Source organism: Wenyingzhuangia marina (genome assembly GCF_900130035.1).
Taxonomy (GTDB): Bacteria; Bacteroidota; Bacteroidia; order Flavobacteriales; family Flavobacteriaceae; genus Wenyingzhuangia; species Wenyingzhuangia marina.
The window spans coordinates 399,056-420,740 of record NZ_FQXQ01000001.1; the positions used below are offsets into that span (position 1 = coordinate 399,056).

Sequence of the window (21,685 nt, forward strand, 5' to 3'; positions counted from 1 at the left end):
AAAATGCCGTTAAATCAAAAAGCCTGATAAAATAATCTTTATCAGGCTTTTTATAAAATTCGTAATTGTTAATTAACTAAGACGCTTGCTTTAATTGTTTAAGCATCGTGCTACTTAATTTACTTTCAGCATATTCTCTGGTTACCTCAAAAGAAGTTTCATCGGTACTAGGCATGTCAAACATAGCATCAGTAAAAATAGCTTCACATAAAGATCTTAATCCTCTTGCTCCAAGTTTATACTCAATTGCTTTTTCTACAATATAATCTAAAGCTTCATCATCTACCGTAAATTCAATTCCATCCATTTGGAACAACTTCGTGTATTGCTTGATTAACGAGTTTTTAGGCTCTGTTAAAATAGCTCGCAAAGCTGTAGTATCTAATGGATTCATATAACTCAACACTGGCAAACGACCAATAATTTCAGGAATCAATCCAAAGTTTTTTAAATCTGTAGGAATGATGTATTGTAACAGGTTTTTATCATCAACCCTGTCTTCACTTAAAGAAGCACCAAAACCAACTGCTTGTCTATTCAAACGCTTACTAATATTACGTTGAATACCTGCAAAAGCACCACCTGCAATGAATAAAATGTTCTTAGTATCTACCTCAATAAACTTTTGATCTGGGTGTTTACGTCCTCCTTTTGGAGCTACATTCACTACCGTTCCTTCTAACAATTTTAACAAAGCTTGTTGCACTCCTTCACCAGAAACATCGCGAGTAATAGATGGATTGTCTCCTTTGCGAGCAATTTTATCAATTTCATCAATAAAAACAATTCCACGCTCAGCACTTTCTACATCGTAATCTGCTGCCTGCAACAAACGACTTAAAATACTTTCTACATCCTCACCTACATAACCTGCTTGTGTTAACACCGTAGCATCAACAATAGAAAAAGGCACATTTAACATTTTTGCAATGGTTTTTGCAATTAATGTTTTTCCTGTTCCAGTATCTCCTACCAAAACCATGTTACTTTTTTCTATCTCAACTTCTTCGTCTAAAGTATCTGGCTGCGTTAACCTTTTGTAATGATTATACACTGCAACCGCCATGGTTTTTTTAGTTTGATCTTGACCAATGATATATTGATCTAAAAACTCTTTAATTTCTCTTGGTTTTTTTACCACCAAATCGGTGTTTTTACCACCCGACTCATCTTCTATTTCTTCTGATAAAATTCCATAAGCTTGAGACACACAACTATCACAAATATGTGCATCAACCCCTGCAATTAACAGGTTTGTTTCTTCCTTCTTACGCCCACAAAACGAGCACTCCATTCCTTCTTTTGACATTTTTCCTGGTTTTTGGTTAATGGTTTGTAGTTTTTGGTTGCTAGGTTTTAATTACTTTACCAACAACCAACTCCTAAAAACGAATAACCAATTTATTTTCTTGTTAGAATTTCATCTACCATTCCGTAAGCTTTTGCTTCATCAGCTTTCATCCAGTAATCTCTATCAGAATCTTGAGAAACTTTATCAAAAGGTTGTCCCGAATGATTGGCAATAATGGTATATAATTCTTGCTTTAATTTGTTAATCTCTCTAACGGTAATTTCCATATCAGTAGCTTGTCCTTGTGCACCTCCTAATGGTTGGTGAATCATGACACGTGAATGCGGTAATGCAGAACGTTTTCCTGCTGCTCCTGCACACATCAACACAGCTCCCATACTTGCCGCCATACCGGTACAAATAGTTGCTACATCTGGTTTGATGAATTGCATGGTATCATATATACCTAAACCTGCATAAACACCTCCACCTGGAGAATTGATATAAATTGAAATGTCTTTAGAAGCATCTACAGATTCTAAAAACAACAATTGCGCTTGAATGATATTGGCTACCTGATCGTTAATTCCTGTTCCTAAAAAAATAATTCTATCCATCATTAAACGAGAGAAAACATCCATTTGTGTAATGTTTAACTGACGTTCTTCCATAATATATGGGGTTACTGAACTTACTATTTTATCGTAATGTGTACTACTAATACCGTGATGCTTAGTAGCGTATTTTTCAAATTCTTTTCCGAAATCCATATGTTCTTTTCTTAAGGGTTACAAAGGTAAATATACTAAAGTAAAGTTGAATTAAATAGTCTGGAAAATCCTTCATTATTTATTATAAACAATGATTTTAGTACTTTAGCGTTACATTAGCACTTGAATTAATATTTTTATGAAACATATAACTACCCTTTTTCTACTACTTACACTTACCACCAGCTTTGCAAAAGAGTATAAAATAGAGACTATCAGTAAAATAACGCAAACAAACACTCCACAACCTAAAAGCAACAAATTAGAGAATCCTTTTGAGGCAAAAGAAAATATTGGTCTTCAATTTGATTATTTATACAAAAAATCTACTACTTATCAAGAATACAAAGTGATTAGTATTTCTTTATACAATACTTTAAAAAGTAGTGTTTTGGATTCTATTCAGTCTCAAAAAAACATTATTGCTGAAAAAAATGGGGTTATCACAGACAACAAACAACAGATAACATCTTTACAAGAAAAATTAACTGACACTCAAAACAAATTAGAAACAGCAATCTCTCTTAAAGAAAGTAGATCTATTTTAGGAATGCCTACTAGCAAAACCATTTTTTCTACCGTAATTGCTGTTACCTATATTACCTTATTTATTTTACTAGGTTTCTTTATATTTAAATACAAGCAAAACCTTGGAATTACAAACAAAGCTGTTGATGATCTAAACAGTTTGGAAATTGAATTTGAAAAACACAAAAAGAATTCTTTAAAGCGTTTTCAAGAAGTAAGCCGTAAATTGCAAGACGAATTAAACAAAAATTGGAAGAAAGAAAAATAACCTCTTCTTTTTAAGCAATTTCCTTATTCTTGTTTGCCTATCTTTGCAGCTAGAAATTTAGGAATTATGTCTTTTGAAAATTTAAACCTTAACAACCAACTTCGCAACGCTATTAGCGACTTGGGATACACCGAACCTACAAAAATACAGGAAGATGCTTTTCCTTGTATCATGTCTGGTAGAGATGTTGTTGGTATTGCACAAACAGGAACTGGTAAAACTTTTGCTTACCTAATGCCTATTTTGCGCATGTTACCGTATTCTGAACAAAAGCACCCTAGAGTTTTAATTGTAGTTCCTACTCGTGAATTGGTTGTACAGGTAATTGATGCTTTAGATAAATTAACTCCTTACCTAAACGTTCGCTATGGTGGAATTTATGGTGGAGCAAACATCAACAAACAAAAAGAAATGATTCACAACGGCTTAGATATTTTGGTATCTACACCAAGACGTGTGATTGATTTAGGAATGGCTGGAGCTTTAAAACTTAAGTTTATTCAGAAATTAGTGATTGATGAAGTTGATGAAATTTTTAACCTTGGTTTTAGATTGCAATTGATTGATATTATTGATTTGGTTCCTAAAAAGAAACAAGCCATTTTGTTTTCTGCAACTATGACCGATGAAGTTTCTGAATTGATTGAAGATTTTTTTAACAATCCTATTAATGTAGAGTCTGCAGCATCGGGAACTCGTTTAGAAAACATAGATCAAATGGCCTTTGTAGTGCCAAACTTCTATACCAAAATAAATTTATTAAACCATTTATTACAAGATGATGAAGACATGACTCGTGTCTTGGTATTCATCAAACATAAATATTTAGCCGATCTGGTTTTTAACGAAATTCAGGGAATGGCAGAATATCCAGAAGATTCTTTTGCTTTAATTCACTCTAACAAAACACAAAATTATCGTTTGCGTTCTGTAGAAAACTTCAAAGCTGGAAAGCACCGAGTTTTAATTACTACCGATGTATTGTCTAGAGGAATGGACATTCCAGACGTAACACATGTAATCAATTTTGATTTACCAAAAGAACCTGAAGCTTATATGCACCGTATTGGTAGAACTGGTCGTGCTAGTAACGAAGGTTTTGCCTTGTCTTTTATTACTGAAAAAGACAATGAAATGGTTGAAGCTATCGAAGCTTTAATGGATTATGAAATTCCTAAATATAATTTACCCGAAGAGATTTTTATTGAAAGTAAATTATTAGAAGAGGAAGTAGAAATTGAAGACATTACTCCTTATCAAAAATTAGGATCTAAAGAATTTGCTCCTGGACCTGCTTTTCATGAGAAATCAGAAAAAAACAAAAAAGTGAATTTAGGAGGAAGTTACCGTAGAATGATTGCCAAAAAGTATAAAAAACCTCAACGTAGGAGACCTAAGAAATAGGAAATGGTTACTGATTAAAAAATCTATTCAACAATTAAACACATCAACAAGTAAATAGTTTTATTTAAAAACCGAGGTCATCGAGCGGAGTCGAGATGAAAAAACACTATTAAAAAACCTCATCTATTTTTAATTGTTTTCCGTTAAACACAAAACAATCATCTTTTTGTTTTCCTATCAATAATTGACCAATAGGAGAGTTGATGGAAATGACCATAAAGGTTTTTTCTTCATATTTTACTTGTCCAATACTTGAGGCTAAAAAATAATAAAATCCATTGGCTAAAACCAAGCTCCCAATTTGAGCTTTGGTTTTAGGAGATATTTCTATTTTTCGCAACATATTTTTTTGAGACAACACCGTTTGATATTGTTGTCCCAATTTTTCCATTTCTAACTGTAACATTGCCCTACCGGTTTCGTGTTTATCACCTGCAGAGCTTTTGGTTTCTGAATTTAAATCTTGCTGATAACCATTAATTGCTTGTTGAATATTTTCTAATTTATCGTCAATTAACTGAACACATCTCTTCAATAATTCCTCCTTATTCACTTTCATAAATCTAATTTTAGTTGAATGTATTGTTTTACCGTTTTAGGCTCTTCATTATTTAAATTATTGATAGAAATTCCTAACAACCTTACCGATTCTTTTAATTCTTCTTGATATAAAAGTTCTTTCACAACAGGAAAAATATCCGTTTTCAAATGGATAAATTCTTCTAACGTTTTGCTTCTTGTCGTTTGAGTAAAATCACTATATTTTATTTTTAATGTAATTGTCCTTCCTTTTACATTACTTTTTAACAACCTATTTTCTATTTCATTAGCTATAATTTCTAACTTTTCTAAAATAAAAATTTCTGAAGTTAAATTTTCTAAATAAGTATGTTCTGCCCCTACCGATTTTCTTGTTCTTGATGCACGAACAGGACTATTGTGAATACCCCTTACAATATTGTAATAATGCTGAGCAGCACTTTTAAAATGCTGCTCTAAAAACGCTAAACTTTTACTCTTTAAATCTGCTCCAGTAAAAATCCCTAATTGATACATTTTTTGAGTAGTTACTTTTCCTACCCCATAAAACTTACGAATCTGCAAAGTCTCTAAAAAGGGAACTACCTCATCAGGAGTAATGGTTTTTTGTCCATTAGGCTTATTTACATCCGAAGCAATTTTTGCTACAAATTTATTAGGAGCAATTCCTGCTGAGGCACATAAACCTGTTCTCTTAAAAATTTCATCTCTAATTTCTTGTGCAATCATTGTAGCCGATTGCATTCCTTTTTTATTAATGGTCACATCTAAATAAGCTTCATCTAAAGATAAAGGCTCTACCAAATCTGTATACTCATAAAAAATTTCTCTTACTTGATTCGACACCTCCTTATATCTTACAAAATCAGAACGAACAAAAATTAAATCAGGACACATTTTTTTAGCCAATGAACCTGCCATGGCAGATTTTACTCCAAATTTTCTAGCCTCGTAACTCGCAGCTGCAATCACCCCTCTTCTACCATCACCACCAACAGCAATTGCTTTTCCTCGCAACTCAGGATTGTCTAACTGAGCCACTGAAGCAAAAAAAGCATCCATATCCACATGAATAATTTTACGAACGATAAAAACTGATTCTTCCAATATGTACTAAAGTGAGTAAAACAAAAATAAACATCTTAAAACTAAAAAAGCCCTATCAAAAAATGACAGGGCTTTTCATTTTATTTTAAATTATTTAAATAACTCCTTGGGCAAGCATAGCATCTGCTACTTTTACAAACCCTGCAATATTCGCTCCTTTTACATAGTTTATATAACCATCTTCATCTGTCCCATATTGTACGCATGAAGCATGAATATCTTTCATAATATCTTTTAATTTTTCATCAACTTCTGTACGAGTCCATTTGTAACGTAAAGCATTTTGAGTCATTTCTAACCCAGAAGTTGCCACCCCACCAGCATTAGAAGCCTTCCCTGGGGCAAATAATATTTTTGCTTTGTGAAAAACAGCTACAGCCTCTATAGTACATGGCATATTAGCTCCTTCAGTTACACACATACAACCATTGTTTACTAAATTTTTAGCATCTTCTTCATGCAATTCGTTTTGAGTAGCACAAGGAAAAGCGATATCGCATTTTTCTGACCAAGGTGTTTTTCCTTTATAAAATACTGCGGATGGATAAGCATCTATATATTCTGATATCCTTCCTCTTTTTACATTTTTTAAATCTTTGATAAAGTCTAACTTAACCTGATCTATTCCATCTTTATCATAAATATACCCTGAAGAATCGGACATCGTAACCACCTTTCCTCCTAGTTGAATACATTTTTCGGCAGCATACTCTGCCACATTTCCTGAACCTGAGATTAAAATTGTTTTCCCTTTAATAGTTTGATCCTTTGTTTTTAACATAGAATCTGCAAAATAAACCGCTCCATATCCTGTAGCTTCTGGTCTAATTTGTGAACCTCCCCAAGACAATCCTTTACCAGTAAGAACTCCTGTAAATTCGTTTCTTAGTTTTTTATACATTCCAAACAAGAATCCAACTTCACGTGCTCCCACTCCAATATCTCCCGCTGGAACATCGGTATCATGACCAATATGTCTAAACAATTCAGACATAAAAGCGTGACAAAAACGCATAATTTCATCATCTGATTTTCCCTTAGGATCAAAGTCTGAACCTCCTTTACCACCACCCATTGGTAACGTAGTTAAAGAATTTTTAAATACTTGCTCAAACGCTAAAAACTTTAACACACTTTGGTTTACCGTAGGATGAAATCTCAATCCTCCTTTATAGGGTCCAATTGCAGAATTCATTTGCACTCTATATCCTCTATTTATTTGAACTTCTCCATCATCATCAACCCAACAAACTCTGAATGATATCAATCTTTCTGGCTCTACAATTCTTGATAATATTTTTTTCCCAGCATAAATATCATGCTCAGATATATATGGAACAACTGTTTCTGCAACTTCTTGAACTGCTTGCAAAAATTCGGGCTCATGAGCGTTACGAATTTTTATATCGTCCATAAATTCTTTTACTCTTTTATCCATTTTTTTCTTTTAAAATCTAGTTATCTGTTACAATCAAAAACAATAAACATACCAACTCGGTATTTTATTTTTTTGATTTTAAATTAAATATTCGGTTAATATTAAATCCAAAAAAGAAATCTCTTTTAGACCAGTCACCCGCTGCTTGTGTTATAAAAGCATTCTCGTACATTCCTTGAGCATTACTAAAGTGTAGCTGAAAAACATGTCCTCCGGTTTCTATTTCATAACCTATGGAAAAAACATTTTTATACGGACTTGTACTTGCTCTATTTAAATGCAAACCATAATCTACCACAATCCCCATTCTTTTGGTAAATAAATATCGTCCTCCAAAACCTAAAGCATATTGCAAATTATCTTGTTCTTCCAATTCAACCAAACCATCATGTAAAATAGTTGGCACAAATTCAACAGAAAGTTTATCGTTAATTTTACTTGCCATAATTAATTGATGAGTACTTCTTAGTCTGTTTGCAAATCTTATCCCTGGTAATAAATTCTCATCCAAAGAAGTGTCTATCCCTAATAAATGATGACCTGCTATGGTGAACGGAAATCCATTCTTTTTTTGATTGATGATATGATACTTTGCTCCAAAATCATACGTTCTTCTAAATTTACTCCTTGAAAAACTAAGGTTGATTTTATCAGATAAACCATACACAAATTGTAAACGAGTAGAGGCAATATCTAATCCAAATAAATCTTCTATTCCATTTTTAACGCTTCCAAATCTATGAGCTACAATAAAATTTAGATGATTTTTAGGAACTAATTTTGGAGTTTCAAAATTGACTAACTTATAACTTTTAAAAGTTGAACTAACTTCAGTTGATGCTTCATCTGTGTCATCATCAATCATGTCTAACAAATTACTTTGAGAGAATATAGAAACATTACATAATAGTAAAAAGACTAAAAAGAAATACTTATTCATTGAATATAAATTTAATTATGTGTAATTTAAGCTAGTATTAAACTACTAAATCTTAAATTTAAAATAACTAAATCATGAAGAAAATATTTTTAATAGGTTTTTTATCCATCTTTTTTGTCAATTGCGCTAATGATAGTGAATCTGATTTTACAGAAAAAGAAACAGATCCAACTGTAAAACTAACGTACACCAAAGACATCAAACCTATTATTGATAATAATTGTCTACAATGTCACAACAACCCTACAACCAATGCCGCTCCAACAAGCTATAACACTTATGAACTTGTAAGAGACCATGCAAGCTCTATGCAGTCTAGAATGAACAGTGCATCGGCTCCAATGCCGCAATCTGGTTTACTACCTGCAGCTACCAGAGCTAAATTTGACAAATGGATTACTGATGGAAAACTAGAATAATAATGAAAAATACATTTTTATACATATTAACATTTCTGTTAGGTACTACACTTTTTTATGGACAAAAAAATTTATACAAAACAGACATAGCCAACATTAAATTTGATGCAGGTAAAAACAAGATTGAACCCATTAATGCTGAGAATGAAAAGGTAAAAATCATATTAAACAGTGATACAGGTGAAATTGCTTGTAGCATGAACATGTCTGACTTTTCCTTTCCTAATAAATTAATGCAAGAGCATTTTAACGAAAATTATATAGAAAGTGATAAATATCCTAAGGCCACCTTCACCGGTAAAATAGATAATTTTAGCAAGACTGATTTTTCATCAGAAAAAACAGTATGGGTTAAAGGAACTTTTAAAATACATGGCAATACTCAAACCAAAACAACAAAAATCAAGCTTTTAAAGCAAAACAACAACTACGTTATTAAAAGTACTTTTATACTAGAACTTAAAGATTATAAAATAAAGATACCTAGTATTATGTTCTACAAAATTGCCGAAAAAGTGAATGTAAATTTAACGGCCGAATTAAAAGAATTATAATAGTTTTTACAACTTTGTAAAAGTCTTTACAAATATCACATTACTCCAAATAGTTTGTTAAATTTGCAATCTAATTTCTGAATAGCAATTATGTTAGATAAAGTTAAAGAACTGATTGGGGAAGTAAATGATTTTAAGGCCACTACTAAAGAGGAACTTGAAGCATTTAGAATTAAATACATGGGTAAAAAAGGAATATTAAACGACCTTTTTGCCGAATTTAAAAATGTAGCTAACGATCAGAAAAAAGAATTTGGACAAGCATTAAACACATTTAAAAATGCTGCTGAAGGAAAAGTAAATGAATTAAGAGCCAGTTTAGAAGAAGCAAATTTAAACACTAGTAGTTTAAACGATTTAACCAGACCTGCGGAGCCTATGTCTTTGGGTTCTCGTCATCCAATATCTATTGTTAAAAATCAAATTATTGATGTGTTTTCTAGAATTGGTTTTACGGTTTCTGAAGGTCCTGAAATTGAAGATGACTGGCACAACTTTACCGCTTTAAACTTACCAGAATATCATCCGGCAAGAGATATGCAAGACACGTTCTTTATTGAACAAAATCCAGATATTTTATTACGTACTCATACTTCATCTGTACAAACAAGATATATGGAAAATAATGAGCCACCAATTAGAACTTTATCTCCGGGTAGGGTTTTTAGAAATGAAGATATTTCTGCTCGTGCTCACTGTATTTTCCACCAAGTAGAAGGTTTGTATATTGACACTGATGTTTCTTTTGCCGATTTAAAACAAACACTTTTGTACTTTACTCAAGAAATGTTTGGAAAATCTAAAATACGTTTACGCCCTTCTTATTTCCCATTTACAGAGCCAAGTGCCGAAGTAGATATTTACTGGGGATTAGAAACGGAAACCGACTATAAAATTACCAAAGGAACAGGTTGGTTAGAAATTATGGGATGTGGAATGGTTGATCCTAATGTATTAAAAAATGCCAATATAGATCCTACAAAATATAGTGGTTACGCTTTTGGAATGGGTATAGAACGTATTGCGATGCTGTTATATCAAATTCCAGATATTAGAATGTTTTATGAAAACGATGTTCGTTTCTTAGAGCAATTTAAATCTATTAACTAAAATATTATTTTCTAAAAAGTTGTAAAGCTAAATCTTTACAACTTTTTACTTTATACCTTATTTACAACATGAAAAAAGACATCAATATTCCAGAAATCAAGGACGTTTTTATGGCCGTTGTAAAAGAATACAACGATGAGTTTCAATGTGAGGACTGGAACATTTATTTGGTGAACGATAAAGAAGAAGATTTAGAAATGGCCATTATTGTTTCTAAAGGATACGATGAAGACAAAATGATTGAAACTTCTGTAATGCGTAAAACCATTAATAAATTACCGGCCAAATCTTTTGCAAAAGTAGAATTGATACAACCAGATTTATTTAAGTTAACCAACTTTTTTAACACCACATTTTTTATAGGAAACACCATGTATGATAAAAAATATGTATTTGAAAAAAATACTATTAAAGAAGGGGCTTTACGAGTAATTAAGCAACTAAATAAAGAAGGTATTATTGCTAAATAAGCTTTACAAGTAACCTAAATAAAACAAAAACACCATCTTTAAAAAGATGGCGTTTTTGTTTTAGTCTAAATTTTCAGACAATATCTTAAAGTGTTTTCTAGGACTTTTCCCTTCGTAAATAACACTATAAACAGTATCAATGATCGGTGTTTTGGCTCCATTTACCTGATTGATTTCATAAGCAGATTTTACAGCATAATATCCTTCAGCAACCATTTTCATTTCCATCATGGCAGATTTTACGGTATAGCCTTTACCAATCATATTTCCAAACATTCTGTTCCTACTAAATGTTGAATATCCGGTAACCAACAAATCTCCTAAATAAGCAGAGTTATTAATATTACGTTTCATCTTGTGTACCTTTTTAATGTAACGCTTCATTTCTCTAATGGCATTAGACATTAACACTGCTTGGTAATTATCTCCATATCCTAAACCATGAGCAATACCCGCCGCAATGGCATAAATGTTTTTTAACATGGCAGCATATTCGGTTCCAATAATATCATCAGAGGTTTTACAAAAAATATAATCAGACGTTAAACAATCTGCCAAACATTTTGCTTTTTCTTCATCTTGACAAGCAATGGTTAAATAAGACAAGCGTTCTAAAGCAACCTCTTCAGCATGACACGGCCCTGCAATTACTCCTATGTTTTCAAAAGGAATTTCATAAGTCTCATTTAAATGCTCCCCTACAATCATTCCCGTTTCAGGAACAATTCCTTTAATAGCCGAAAACACCATTTTATCTTTTAAAGAAACGGTTAATTTTGAAAGTTCTGTATTTAAAAAAGCAGATGGAATAGCAAAAATGATGATTTCTGCATATTCAACAAGCTCATTAATATCATCAGATAATAAAAGTTGACTCGTTTTAAACTCAACAGAAGTTAAATAGTTAGGATTATGATTATGCTCCTTAATATACTCAATAGCAGCTGTATTACGCATATACCAACCTACCTGATCTACTTTTTCACACAACATTTTAACAATAGCTGTTGCCCAACTACCACCTCCTAAAACAACTACCTTTGTATCTTTCTTCATTAAAACATATCATTTTTAATTCACTCAAAAGTAAGATTTATCTACGTAATTAAAAGGTTAAATGAATATAAATCACAAATCAATCCTTATTTTTATGCTAGTTAAAACAAAATATATTTATGCATATCTCTAAATTACCAAAGCTATCAGAAAGTATTTTTTCTACCATGTCTGCTCTAGCAAATAAGCATAATGCTATTAATTTATCTCAGGGATTTCCTAATTTTAAAACCTCAGAAAAATTACAGCAATTGGTTACAGAGGCCATGCAAAAAGGATACAATCAATATGCTCCTATGCGTGGAGATTTAGAATTAAGAGAAGTGATTGCTCATAAAATATTTAAAAGCTATCAAACCAAATACGACGCTACAAACGAAATTACCATTACCGCCGGAGCTACTGAGGCTTTGTTTAATGCCATTACTGCATTTGTTCACAAAGATGATGAAGTGATTATTTTTAAACCTGCTTTTGATAGTTATGAACCTGTAGTAAGATTAAATGGCGGTGTGCCTATTTTCATTCAACTAAACTACCCTAATTACAAAGTCAATTGGGAAGAAGTAGCCGATAAAATCAGTACTAAAACAAGAATGATTATTATCAATACCCCTCTTAATCCAACAGGAACTCTGTTTGATAAAAGTGATATGCTGGCTTTACAGAACATCATAAAAAATACTGATATTATTGTGATAAGTGATGAGGTTTACGAACACATGACTTATGATGGACTTACACACCAAAGTGCTTGTAAATATCCTATTTTAAAAGAGCAGAGTTTTGTTATTGCCTCTTTTGGAAAAACCTTTCACAATACTGGATGGAAAATGGGCTATGCAGCGGCTCCAAAACATTTAATGGATGAATTTGTAAAAGTACACGAGTTTAATGTATTTAGTATCAATACGCCATATCAAAAAGCATTTGCTATCTTTATACAAGATGAAAATAACTACAATTACCTAAACCAATTTTATCAAAACAAAAGAGATTTGTTTTTAAAAGGAATTGAAAATAGTAATTTTAGCTACACTCCTTGTAAAGGAACTTATTTTCAACTATTAAAATACAATAAAATCACAGAAGAAAATGATGTTGAATTTGCTAAAAGATTGGTAAAAGAATTTAAAATTGCCACCATTCCTATATCCGTATTTAACACCAACCAACTAGACGAAAAAGTATTGCGTTTTTGTTTTGCCAAAACAGACGAAACCATTCACAAAGCAACAGAAATATTATGTCAGATTCATTAAACCTCACACTTGTTCAAACCGATAATATTTGGATGAACAACTTAACCAATCTTGAAAATTTAGACAAACAATTAAACAATATCAAAACTGATATTATTGTTTTACCGGAAATGTTTTCAACTGGTTTTTGCATGGAACCTTCTAAAATAGCAGAAACCATGGATGGCCTTTCAGTATTATGGATGTTAAAAACTTCTAAAAGATTAAATTGTGCTGTTTGTGGATCGTTAAGCATTCAAGAAAAAAACAAATATTACAATCGTTTTTTATTTGTAACTCCCAACGGAATTGAAGCTACTTATGACAAAAAGCACTTATTTACTTTTGGTAAAGAAGATGAAGTTTACACGCCCGGAAAAAAATTAACCACCATCCATTATAAAGGATGGAAAATAAAACCTTTTGTTTGTTACGATTTGCGTTTTCCTGTTTGGTCTCGTAATACTAATCATTATGATTTGGCTTTATATGTTGCCAACTGGCCTGCCAACAGATCCTTTGCATGGAACAGCCTATTAACAGCAAGAGCCATAGAAAACATGAGTTATGTGGTAGCTGTAAACAGAATTGGAGTTGATGGTAATGAAATAAAATACCACGGAGATTCAAAAGTAATAGACCCTTTAGGAGAAACTTTAATTGACTTAAAAGAATCTAAAACGGTTAGACAAATTAGCCTAAAAATAAATCATTTAGAAAAAGTAAGAGACAAGTTTAAATTCTTAGAAGATAAAGATGAGTTTAAGTTTAAAGATTAATCTTGCTCTTTACTTTTTGCTCAACCTCAGCAAACAACTCCTCAAAAGATTTGTCTGCTGCTTTTATGGGCTCGTGCGTTTGTATAGTCATTTTTACCCCAATATTCATGGGAAACTGCCCGTATTCCCATAATTTCCAGGAGTTATTAATACTTACTGGAATGACCACAGCATTTGGAGCAAACTTGGTTAAGATTTTTAACCCATTTTCAGAAAATCTTTTAGGTTGTCCATCTCTACTACGGGTTCCTTCTGGAAAAATAATTCCAGCTCTATTATTGGCTTTTAAATATTTGGCAAATTTCCCTATTTCGGACAATGCTTGTCTTGCATCTTTTCTATCAATTAAAGCAGACCCTCCATGCTTTAAATTAAAAGAAACACTTGGCAAACCTTTACCAAGCTCTTTTTTTGCAACAAATTTGGGATGTAATTTTCTGAAAAAATATCCTAGCGGAGGAATCTCATGCGTACTTTGATGATTAGACACAATGATATTTGGAACCGTATTATCAAAATTATATTGATTAATAAACTTTACCCTTGTCCCTAAAATATATAAAGAGGCTGTTAACAATCCATTTAAGACATCTACCACTTTTTTATGTGCAGTATACCCCCCCACCTTTAATGAAACCCATTGTATTGGATGAAAAACACATAATAAAAGTCCATAAACTAAATAAAACAATACCGATAAAGGATAAGCCAATAGGCTTTTACCTAAAGGCATTTTTTTATGCTTAGCCATAAGATGTAATTATTTAATTAAAACCAATGAGACCAAGGAATTCTAGCTAAAATTAAAATCAATCCTAACCCATAGAAAATAGCAAACGATTTAAATTTAGCTTTGTCATCAGTTAATTTTTTATGACGAGACCATCCAACAGTAATCAATGCAATGGCTATAATCATAGTTAATGGATGTTCAACACTCATCAATCTTAACTCTGCATTTTTCATGGCATTTCCCATACCAACATTTCTTAAAGTTTCATACCAAGGAGAAACATAATAAGTAATTAAACCTACTAAAAACTGTGTATGCGTTAAAATTAAAGCAATCAATCCTAATTTACGATCTCCTGCCTTAAATTTTTCTTCTCTTTTTAAACTCATTACTGCATTAAACACAACCATGGCAATGGCAATCAATGCAAATGCTGCTAAAATTGAATGTACTGTTCTCATCTATTTATTTTTTGATCTGACAAATTTAAGTATTTAGATTTATTATCTACCATTAAATATTCAGCTCTTGAAGGCACCAAACATTTTCTGTTTTCCCACAAACCATAATGTTCTTCTTTCGGAATAATCTGTCCTAAACTATCTATATATTGTCGGTTCTTTGTTTGATAGATCATTTTCATTTTTCCATCAATGACCGCTTGTCTTACTATTTCAATTCGCTCTCTTTTAGACAAGTCTTCTTTTTTATGTTCTTTATACAAAGTCAAACCAACACTGTTATTATATAAATCCATTTCAGAACTTATTTTATCTGGCAGCACTCCATCTTCTAGTTTGTGTTTTTTATAAAACTCATAATTCCCTTTTTCATGTTGTTTTCCTAAACTTCTTGCAGAGCGCCAACCAATTTCTTCAGCCAAACTCCACATCCAAAAAGCATGTTTAAAGGCATCTAACTGATTTCCTACATGATGATTTCCCATCACCCCTATATTTAAAATTGAATCTATGGTTTGTTCTACTTCCTTAGAAACTCTGTAAGCTCTTTTGGCTTTAAAAGGATGAAAAATAACCCAGCATTTTTCTGCAGAACTCAACTTTTTATATCCTTTAGCTGCTTGAGCATTAACAGTGTTAAAAGTATAAGCTCCTATAAAAAAAAGAAACACGAGCACTCGTTTTCTTATAATGATACTTTTCATAGTAATGTTCGGTTAATTATTTCTTTATTGATAGTCTCTTTTATTTACATCTACAAAAATAGAATATATTTGTGCTATATCTTATTTAATTTGAGCACACTTAAATCCTTTTTAAAAAACACCTTTATATACGGACTTGCAGCTGTTTTACCCAAAGCAGTAAATGTTTTTTTACTAGGGCTTCACACCAAAACGCTAGCAAGCACCCAGCAATTTAACGTAAACACAGAGTTTTATGTATGGGCTGCCTATTTTAATGTATTATTAACCTTTGGAATGGAAACTACCTTTTTTAGGTTTTTCAACTCCGAAAAAGACAGAAATAAAGTATTAAGCACTTCTTTTTGTACGGTAGCATTGGTTGCGTTTTTAACATTAATTCCATTATTCTTATTATCAAATCAAATAGCTCCTCTTTTGGGTTTTGAGGAAATCATCCACTTTAAAACACTTGTAGGAATTTTGTTATTTGACACGCTAACGGTAATTCCGTTTGCTTATCTAAGAGTAAAAAACAAAGCCATTAATTACGCATTATTTAGAGTTTTAAACATTTCTATTTATGCCATTCTTAATGTTTTATTTTTATTGATTTTATCACAAGAAAAAATCACAGCTATTTTTGGTTGGTATACAACCTCGTCAAAAGTGGGCTATATCTTTTTAGCCAATTTATTTGCTAGTGGATTTACTTTTTTGATGGTATTACCCATGTTTTTAAATTTTAAACTGAAGTTAGATTTTTCATTACTAAAAAAAATGCTAACCTACGGATGGCCTATCTTAGTTGCAGGTTTGGCTTATGTAACCAACGAAAATTTAGACAAGCTTATTTTACCAAGATTCTTAAACGAAAGCATTGCTGGAGCTTATGCAGGAGCTTATAAATTAGGCGTATTTATGTCTTTATTTATCATGGCATTTAAACTAGGGGCAGAACCTTTTTTCTTTAATGTATCGCACAAAGAAAATGCCCGTGAAACTTATGCTATTGTTTTAAAATGGTTTACCGTATTGGGAGCTTTTATTGTTTTAACCATTGTTGCTTATATCGATTTTTTTGCAAGTCTTTTACTTAAAAAACCTGAATATTTTGAAACTTTAGCCATCGTTCCAATCATATTATTAGCCAATCTTTTATTAGGGATTTACAACAACTTGTCTGTTTGGTATAAAAACACCAATCAAACCAAATACGGAATGTATTTTTCTATTTTAGGAGGAGTGTTAACCATTATAGGATTGCTAATTTTTGTGCCGATTTTTGGATATATGGGAGCTGCATGGGTTACCTTTTTTGTCTACGGTACCATGATGACTACTTCATATATTTACGGACAAAAACATTACAAAACACCTTATGAGGTTTCTAAAATATTAGGTTTATTTTTATTAATTACAGGACTTTGTTTTATATCCTTTTATGCACTCAGAGGACAATTTATTTTAAACTCTCTTTTATTACTAACTACATTGTTATTGGTTATTTTCATTGAACGAGATTTTATCAAACAAAGGTTTTTAAAGTCTAAATAAGGCCGTACTTTTGCCTTAAATTCTATTCTTTATGAAAGTACAAATCATCAACAAGTCTAAACACGACTTACCTCAATATGAAACTAGTGGAGCAGCTGGTTTAGATTTAAAAGCCAACATAGAGGAAAGTATTTTCTTAAAACCATTAGAACGTGCTATCATAAAAACAGGATTATTTATTGCTTTACCACAAGGATACGAAGCACAAGTAAGGCCTAGAAGTGGCTTGGCCGCAAAAAAAGGAATTACTGTATTAAATTCACCTGGAACAGTTGATGCAGATTATCGTGGAGAAATAGGAGTAATTTTAGTCAACTTATCAAATGATGTTTTTGAAGTGACCGATGGAGAGCGTATTGCTCAATTAGTAATTGCAAAACATGAACAAGCTGAATGGGTAGAAGTTGAAGAATTAGACAGTACCCAAAGAGGAACAGGTGGATTTGGTAGTACGGGAACTAAATAATTTAGATGAAAAATCAACTTAAAAACATTCTTGAGTTAAATTTAGCTTTACTAATTATAGCAACTGCTGCACCCTTTGGAAACTACATTTCGTTAGCTCCTGCCATTACTATTTGGTCAAGATGTTTGTTTGCATTTATTGCTCTTTTTATATTCATTAAGTTCAAAAAAATTAGCTTGCATTTTAATGTTGCTAAAGAAGGAGGCATTTTTACTTTATCTGCATTTTTACAAGCTGCCCATTGGATTACTTACTTTTATGCCTTACAATTGGCTGGAGCAGGGTTGGGAATTATTTCATTATTTACCTATCCTATCTTCACAACTTTATTAGAGCCTTTGATCCGAACAACAACCTTTAATCCAAAACATTTATTTTTAGGATTGATTGTTTTATTAGGTTTATACATTTTAACACCTGAATTTAGTATTGAAAACAATACGAGCTTGGGAATTGGCTTTGGTGTTGTTTCTGCCATTTTTTATGCTATCAGAAATATTTTAATGAAATCTTTAGTAGCCAATCACAATGCAACCAAATTGATGTTTTACCAAACAGGATTGATTGTTGTGATGTTATTACCTGTTTTTGCATTTGTTGATTTTAATATCCAAAACTATACTTCTCAATTACCTCATTTATTAATATTGGGAGCTTTTACCACAGCAGTAGGACATACTTACTTGGTAAGTAATTTTAAAAACTTTTCTGCCACCAGTGCCTCTTTGCTAAGCTGTGTACAACCTTTATACGGTAGTTTATTGGCATTTATATTTTTAAATGAAATCCCAACTATTTCAACCGTTACTGGAGGTATTATTATTGTATCAGCAGTAGTTTTAGAAAGTTTTATTACGAGTAAAGACTAAACTCTCTTAATCAGTTTTCCGGGTAATACCTGAATCAAGCCTTTCATTTCTAATTGAAAAATAAAGTTTGATACTTTGTAAATAGGAATATTACTGGTTCTAGCTATTTCATCAGCATGCATGGCATTTACAGCTAACAAATCATAAATTTCTTTTTCGCCCCCTTCCAATTCAACAAACAATTCGGGTTGTACTATTTTAGACTCTTTAATTATCAATTTTTTCCAACCCAACTGTTCAATTAAATCTTCCCCAGAAGTTATCATCGCTGCTTTGTGATTTTTAATCAATTCATTACAACCTTTACTGTAAACATCGGAAGTTCTTCCAGGCAAAGCAAACACATCTTTGTTATAAGAATTAGCAATATCTGCCGTAACCAAAGAACCGCCCTTTTTGGCAGATTCTATCACAATAGTCGCTTGACTCATCCCCGCCACAATTCTATTTCTTTTTAAAAAATTCTCCCTTAAAGGTTGTTCATCATAGGTGAATTCAGACAAAAAACCACCACTTTCTTTCACTTCTTGGTAAAATCTTTTATGTTCATTAGGATACACTTTTCCATAGCCATGTGCTAAAACAGCTGTGGTTGGTAAATTATTTTTTAAAGCTTCTAAATGTGCACAAATATCTACCCCAAAAGCAAATCCACTAACAATTAAAGGTTGATATTCTTTTACAGCAGCAATCAAATCTGTACAAAATCGACGACCATAACTAGACATATTTCTAGTTCCTACTATGCTAATAATTTTATTGTATTGATTAAAGTTACTCCCACCATCTTGAAACAGAATCAAAGGAGCATCGGCACAATGCAACAAATATGCAGGGTAATCTTTTTCTTTAAAATACAAGCATTTTAAACCATTAGAAATAGCCCTATTTAATTCCTTTTCTGCATTTAACAAAGAGGCTTTTGAAAACAACTGATGAAACAATTTTGCATTTACTTCATTTTCAATTCTGTTTTGTTGATGGGCTTCAAATAACTGAACAGCACTTCCATAAATAGTAATTAATTTTTTAGCCGTAACAGCCCCCACTCCTTTGGTTTCTTGCAAAGCCAAAGCATACATGAGTTCCTTAAAATTCATTTTCAATTTTTACAAAAAGATACAAAAATGTTTCTTTTAAAAAAGGCTTGCTAAGTATTGACACTGTTCATTTTTTTAATATTTTTGTTATATGCAGTTATCAAAATACATTAGCGATTTATTATACAGGTACGAATGTGTAATCGTTCCTAACTTTGGAGGGTTTGTAAGCAACACCATTCCTAGTAAGAGAAATATTGAAAATCATCAATTTACACCTCCTACCAAAACAATTTCTTTTAACATAAATCTTCAAAAAAATGATGGTTTATTAATTAATCACATCGCTAAATCATTGAATATTTCTTTTGATAATGCAGCTGCAATGGTGCAAAACACTGTAGAAAATTGGCTAAATAATCTACATGAAAGCCCTTTGTTATTAAACAATATTGGACAATTTACTTTAGATAATGGACAATTGGTTTTTGAACCACTAAACAAAATAAACTATTTAACAAGTTCTTTTGGGTTGAGTGATGTAAACGCTAATTACATTTTAAGAAACAACATTGTTACCCATAAAACCCAAGTAAAAAGATCTTACGGTAAATATTTTGCGACTGCTGCCGTTGTTGCAGGTTTGTTTTTTGCAAGTAGCATATATGTACAACAAAAAATAAATCAACAAGAAATTGTAGATCAACAAGCAGTTACCAATCAAATACAGCAAGCTTCCTTTAATATTTTAAAACCTTTGCCAGCAGTAACTTTAACTATTGAAAAAGAAGCTGCTGAAGAAATTTCTTATAAATACCACATTATAGCAGGAGCTTTTAAAGAACCTATAAATGCTATTAAAAAAGTAGATTTACTTAAAGAAAAAGGATTTAATGCAAGCATTATTGGACTAAACAAATGGGGATTGACACAAGTGAGTTATGCTTCTTTTAACGATAAAAGAGATGCTATTAACACTCTAAATTCTATTCGTAAAAAAGATAACAAACACGCTTGGCTATTTATAAATGAATAAACAATAAACCTTATCTTTAAACATAAGTTTTATTGAAATTTTATGAAAGCTAAAACATCATCGGCTTCTTTAGCCATTACCACTGATATTATTTTACCTAGTGACACCAATGCCCTTCACGGTTTGTTTGGAGGAGAATTATTAGCTCGTGTTGATAGAATTTGCTGTATTGCAGCACAAAGACATGCCAATGCCATTTGTGTAACCGTATCTGTTAACAATGTATCTTTTGGTAAAGTAATCCCTTTAGGAAGTATGATGACCATTGAAGCAAAAGTTTCACGTTCTTTTTCTTCATCTATGGAAGTTATTGCTGATGTTTATTTAGAAAACAGAGACTCAGGAGAAAAAACCAAAGTAAACGAAGCGATATACACTTTTGTAGCTGTAGACAATAACGGAAAACCTATACCTGTCCCAGAAATCATTCCTGAAACAGATTTAGAAAAACAACGCTATCAAAATGCATTACAACGCAGACAATTAAGCTTAGTAGTTGCAGGGAAACTAAAACCTAAAGATGCTACTGAATTAAAATCTTTGTTTGAATAAAACGCTATTTAAAACAATATTTTCTGATTTTTAGAACAATAAATCTTCTATACGCTTAATGGTGTCTTGTTTAGAAATAGAAAGTCTAACAATAGTATCGTTGGTACATAAAAGACCATGAGGAACATTAGCATCTAAAGAAATCATATCTCCTTTTTTCATTTTCACCTTTTCATCTTTTACACTAAACTCTATACTCCCATCAAAAATAGAAACAATAATAGGATGCTCGGTTTTATGTTTTTTAATCTCTTGACCTTTCTTCATTACAATTCTAATTTCTTTAGAAAATTCGGTTTCAAATAAAACCGTTAAAGAAGGTTTTGTCTTGTATTCTATATCTTTTAACAAAGAGATTACTTTCATGTTTTTT

At 31.7% G+C, this 21,685-nt stretch carries 25 protein-coding genes; 13 read left to right on the plus strand and 12 right to left on the minus strand.

Annotated features, from left to right (window positions below; all coding sequences use genetic code 11):
- Positions 1-76: 76 nt before the first annotated feature.
- Positions 77-1,309, minus strand: coding sequence for an ATP-dependent Clp protease ATP-binding subunit ClpX (clpX, locus tag BUB70_RS01680; protein ID WP_073117950.1), 1,233 nt, complete (start codon positions 1,307-1,309; stop codon positions 77-79).
- 92 nt (positions 1,310-1,401) lie between these two features.
- Positions 1,402-2,061 (minus strand): ATP-dependent Clp endopeptidase proteolytic subunit ClpP, encoded by a 660-nt coding sequence (clpP, locus tag BUB70_RS01685; protein WP_073117951.1) that lies wholly within the window; start codon positions 2,059-2,061, stop codon positions 1,402-1,404.
- Between the two features lie 139 nt (positions 2,062-2,200).
- Here clpP and BUB70_RS01690 point away from each other — a divergent pair, with 139 nt between their 5' ends.
- A complete protein-coding gene (locus BUB70_RS01690) occupies positions 2,201-2,857 on the plus strand; it encodes a hypothetical protein (protein ID WP_073117952.1) in 657 nt (218 codons plus the stop codon).
- Positions 2,858-2,923: 66 nt separating this feature from the next.
- Positions 2,924-4,261: a DEAD/DEAH box helicase gene (locus BUB70_RS01695; protein WP_073118570.1), complete on the plus strand. Its 1,338-nt coding sequence runs from the start codon at positions 2,924-2,926 to the stop codon at positions 4,259-4,261.
- Positions 4,262-4,370: 109 nt separating this feature from the next.
- Here the strand turns inward: BUB70_RS01695 and BUB70_RS01700 are convergent, their stop codons facing one another.
- The 4 genes from BUB70_RS01700 to BUB70_RS01715 all read right to left on the minus strand — a co-directional run bounded on the left by BUB70_RS01700 (position 4,371) and on the right by BUB70_RS01715 (position 8,286).
- Positions 4,371-4,820: a hypothetical protein gene (locus BUB70_RS01700; protein WP_073117953.1), complete on the minus strand. Its 450-nt coding sequence runs from the start codon at positions 4,818-4,820 to the stop codon at positions 4,371-4,373.
- Entirely contained in the window at positions 4,817-5,908 is a 1,092-nt protein-coding gene (gene dinB, locus BUB70_RS01705; RefSeq protein WP_073117954.1) for a DNA polymerase IV, read from the minus strand. The genes BUB70_RS01700 and dinB overlap by 4 nt, the downstream gene beginning before the upstream one ends.
- Positions 5,909-6,002: 94 nt before the next feature.
- Positions 6,003-7,346, minus strand: coding sequence for an NADP-specific glutamate dehydrogenase (gene gdhA, locus BUB70_RS01710; RefSeq protein ID WP_073117955.1), 1,344 nt, complete (start codon positions 7,344-7,346; stop codon positions 6,003-6,005).
- A 64-nt stretch (positions 7,347-7,410) separates the two neighbouring features.
- Positions 7,411-8,286: a DUF5777 family beta-barrel protein gene (locus BUB70_RS01715; protein WP_073117956.1), complete on the minus strand. Its 876-nt coding sequence runs from the start codon at positions 8,284-8,286 to the stop codon at positions 7,411-7,413.
- A gap of 74 nt (positions 8,287-8,360) precedes the next feature.
- Here BUB70_RS01715 and BUB70_RS01720 point away from each other — a divergent pair, with 74 nt between their 5' ends.
- From BUB70_RS01720 to BUB70_RS01735, 4 genes are all read left to right on the plus strand, one after another.
- Positions 8,361-8,705, plus strand: coding sequence for a hypothetical protein (locus BUB70_RS01720; RefSeq protein ID WP_073117957.1), 345 nt, complete (start codon positions 8,361-8,363; stop codon positions 8,703-8,705).
- A 2-nt stretch (positions 8,706-8,707) separates the two neighbouring features.
- Entirely contained in the window at positions 8,708-9,259 is a 552-nt protein-coding gene (locus BUB70_RS01725) for a YceI family protein (RefSeq protein ID WP_073117958.1), read from the plus strand.
- Positions 9,260-9,349: 90 nt separating this feature from the next.
- A complete protein-coding gene (pheS, locus tag BUB70_RS01730) occupies positions 9,350-10,369 on the plus strand; it encodes a phenylalanine--tRNA ligase subunit alpha (protein WP_073117959.1) in 1,020 nt (339 codons plus the stop codon).
- Between the two features lie 68 nt (positions 10,370-10,437).
- Positions 10,438-10,839 carry a hypothetical protein gene (locus BUB70_RS01735; protein WP_073117960.1) on the plus strand — a complete coding sequence of 134 codons (402 nt, stop codon included), beginning with the start codon at positions 10,438-10,440 and terminating at the stop codon, positions 10,837-10,839.
- A 60-nt stretch (positions 10,840-10,899) separates the two neighbouring features.
- Here BUB70_RS01735 and BUB70_RS01740 read toward each other — a convergent pair whose 3' ends face one another.
- A complete protein-coding gene (locus BUB70_RS01740; RefSeq protein ID WP_073117961.1) occupies positions 10,900-11,895 on the minus strand; it encodes an NAD(P)H-dependent glycerol-3-phosphate dehydrogenase in 996 nt (331 codons plus the stop codon).
- 119 nt (positions 11,896-12,014) lie between these two features.
- Here BUB70_RS01740 and BUB70_RS01745 point away from each other — a divergent pair, with 119 nt between their 5' ends.
- Together BUB70_RS01745 and BUB70_RS01750 are read left to right on the plus strand one after the other, a co-directional pair.
- A complete protein-coding gene (locus tag BUB70_RS01745; protein WP_073117962.1) occupies positions 12,015-13,157 on the plus strand; it encodes a methionine aminotransferase in 1,143 nt (380 codons plus the stop codon).
- Positions 13,142-13,915: an amidohydrolase gene (locus tag BUB70_RS01750; protein ID WP_073117963.1), complete on the plus strand. Its 774-nt coding sequence runs from the start codon at positions 13,142-13,144 to the stop codon at positions 13,913-13,915. Before BUB70_RS01745 ends, BUB70_RS01750 begins: the two co-directional genes overlap by 16 nt.
- Here BUB70_RS01750 and BUB70_RS01755 read toward each other — a convergent pair.
- Genes BUB70_RS01755 through BUB70_RS01765 form a run of 3 tightly spaced genes read right to left on the minus strand, consistent with a single transcriptional unit; the run spans position 13,905 to position 15,813 of the window.
- Positions 13,905-14,666, minus strand: a complete 762-nt coding sequence (locus tag BUB70_RS01755; RefSeq protein ID WP_084730136.1) for a lysophospholipid acyltransferase family protein — start codon at positions 14,664-14,666, stop codon at positions 13,905-13,907. The genes BUB70_RS01750 and BUB70_RS01755 overlap by 11 nt on opposite strands.
- 17 nt (positions 14,667-14,683) lie before the next feature.
- Complete coding sequence (locus tag BUB70_RS01760) at positions 14,684-15,109, minus strand: hypothetical protein (protein ID WP_073117964.1); 426 nt, start codon at positions 15,107-15,109, stop codon at positions 14,684-14,686.
- Entirely contained in the window at positions 15,106-15,813 is a 708-nt protein-coding gene (locus BUB70_RS01765; RefSeq protein ID WP_159431404.1) for a DUF6973 domain-containing protein, read from the minus strand. Before BUB70_RS01765 ends, BUB70_RS01760 begins: the two co-directional genes overlap by 4 nt.
- 90 nt (positions 15,814-15,903) lie before the next feature.
- Here BUB70_RS01765 and BUB70_RS01770 point away from each other — a divergent pair, with 90 nt between their 5' ends.
- The 3 genes from BUB70_RS01770 to BUB70_RS01780 are packed head-to-tail and all read left to right on the plus strand — an operon-like array spanning position 15,904 to position 18,684.
- Positions 15,904-17,349, plus strand: coding sequence for a lipopolysaccharide biosynthesis protein (locus tag BUB70_RS01770; protein ID WP_073117966.1), 1,446 nt, complete (start codon positions 15,904-15,906; stop codon positions 17,347-17,349).
- A 31-nt stretch (positions 17,350-17,380) separates the two neighbouring features.
- On the plus strand, positions 17,381-17,815 hold the full coding sequence (gene dut, locus BUB70_RS01775; RefSeq protein ID WP_073117967.1) for a dUTP diphosphatase: 435 nt from the start codon (positions 17,381-17,383) through the stop codon (positions 17,813-17,815).
- A gap of 5 nt (positions 17,816-17,820) precedes the next feature.
- The gene (locus BUB70_RS01780) at positions 17,821-18,684 is read left to right on the plus strand and encodes a DMT family transporter (protein ID WP_073117968.1); all 864 of its coding nucleotides are present in this window, start codon (positions 17,821-17,823) and stop codon (positions 18,682-18,684) included.
- Here the strand turns inward: BUB70_RS01780 and dprA are convergent.
- The gene (gene dprA, locus BUB70_RS01785; RefSeq protein WP_073117969.1) at positions 18,681-19,784 is read right to left on the minus strand and encodes a DNA-processing protein DprA; all 1,104 of its coding nucleotides are present in this window, start codon (positions 19,782-19,784) and stop codon (positions 18,681-18,683) included. The genes BUB70_RS01780 and dprA overlap by 4 nt on opposite strands.
- A gap of 91 nt (positions 19,785-19,875) precedes the next feature.
- Between dprA and BUB70_RS01790 the strand changes: the two genes are divergently transcribed.
- Both BUB70_RS01790 and BUB70_RS01795 read left to right on the plus strand, forming a co-directional pair.
- Positions 19,876-20,760 carry an HU domain-containing protein gene (locus BUB70_RS01790; protein ID WP_073117970.1) on the plus strand — a complete coding sequence of 295 codons (885 nt, stop codon included), beginning with the start codon at positions 19,876-19,878 and terminating at the stop codon, positions 20,758-20,760.
- Positions 20,761-20,802: 42 nt separating this feature from the next.
- Complete coding sequence (locus BUB70_RS01795) at positions 20,803-21,312, plus strand: acyl-CoA thioesterase (protein ID WP_073117971.1); 510 nt, start codon at positions 20,803-20,805, stop codon at positions 21,310-21,312.
- 30 nt (positions 21,313-21,342) lie between these two features.
- Here the strand turns inward: BUB70_RS01795 and BUB70_RS01800 are convergent, their stop codons facing one another.
- Positions 21,343-21,678, minus strand: a complete 336-nt coding sequence (locus BUB70_RS01800; protein ID WP_073117972.1) for a cupin domain-containing protein — start codon at positions 21,676-21,678, stop codon at positions 21,343-21,345.
- Positions 21,679-21,685: the final 7 nt, after the last annotated feature.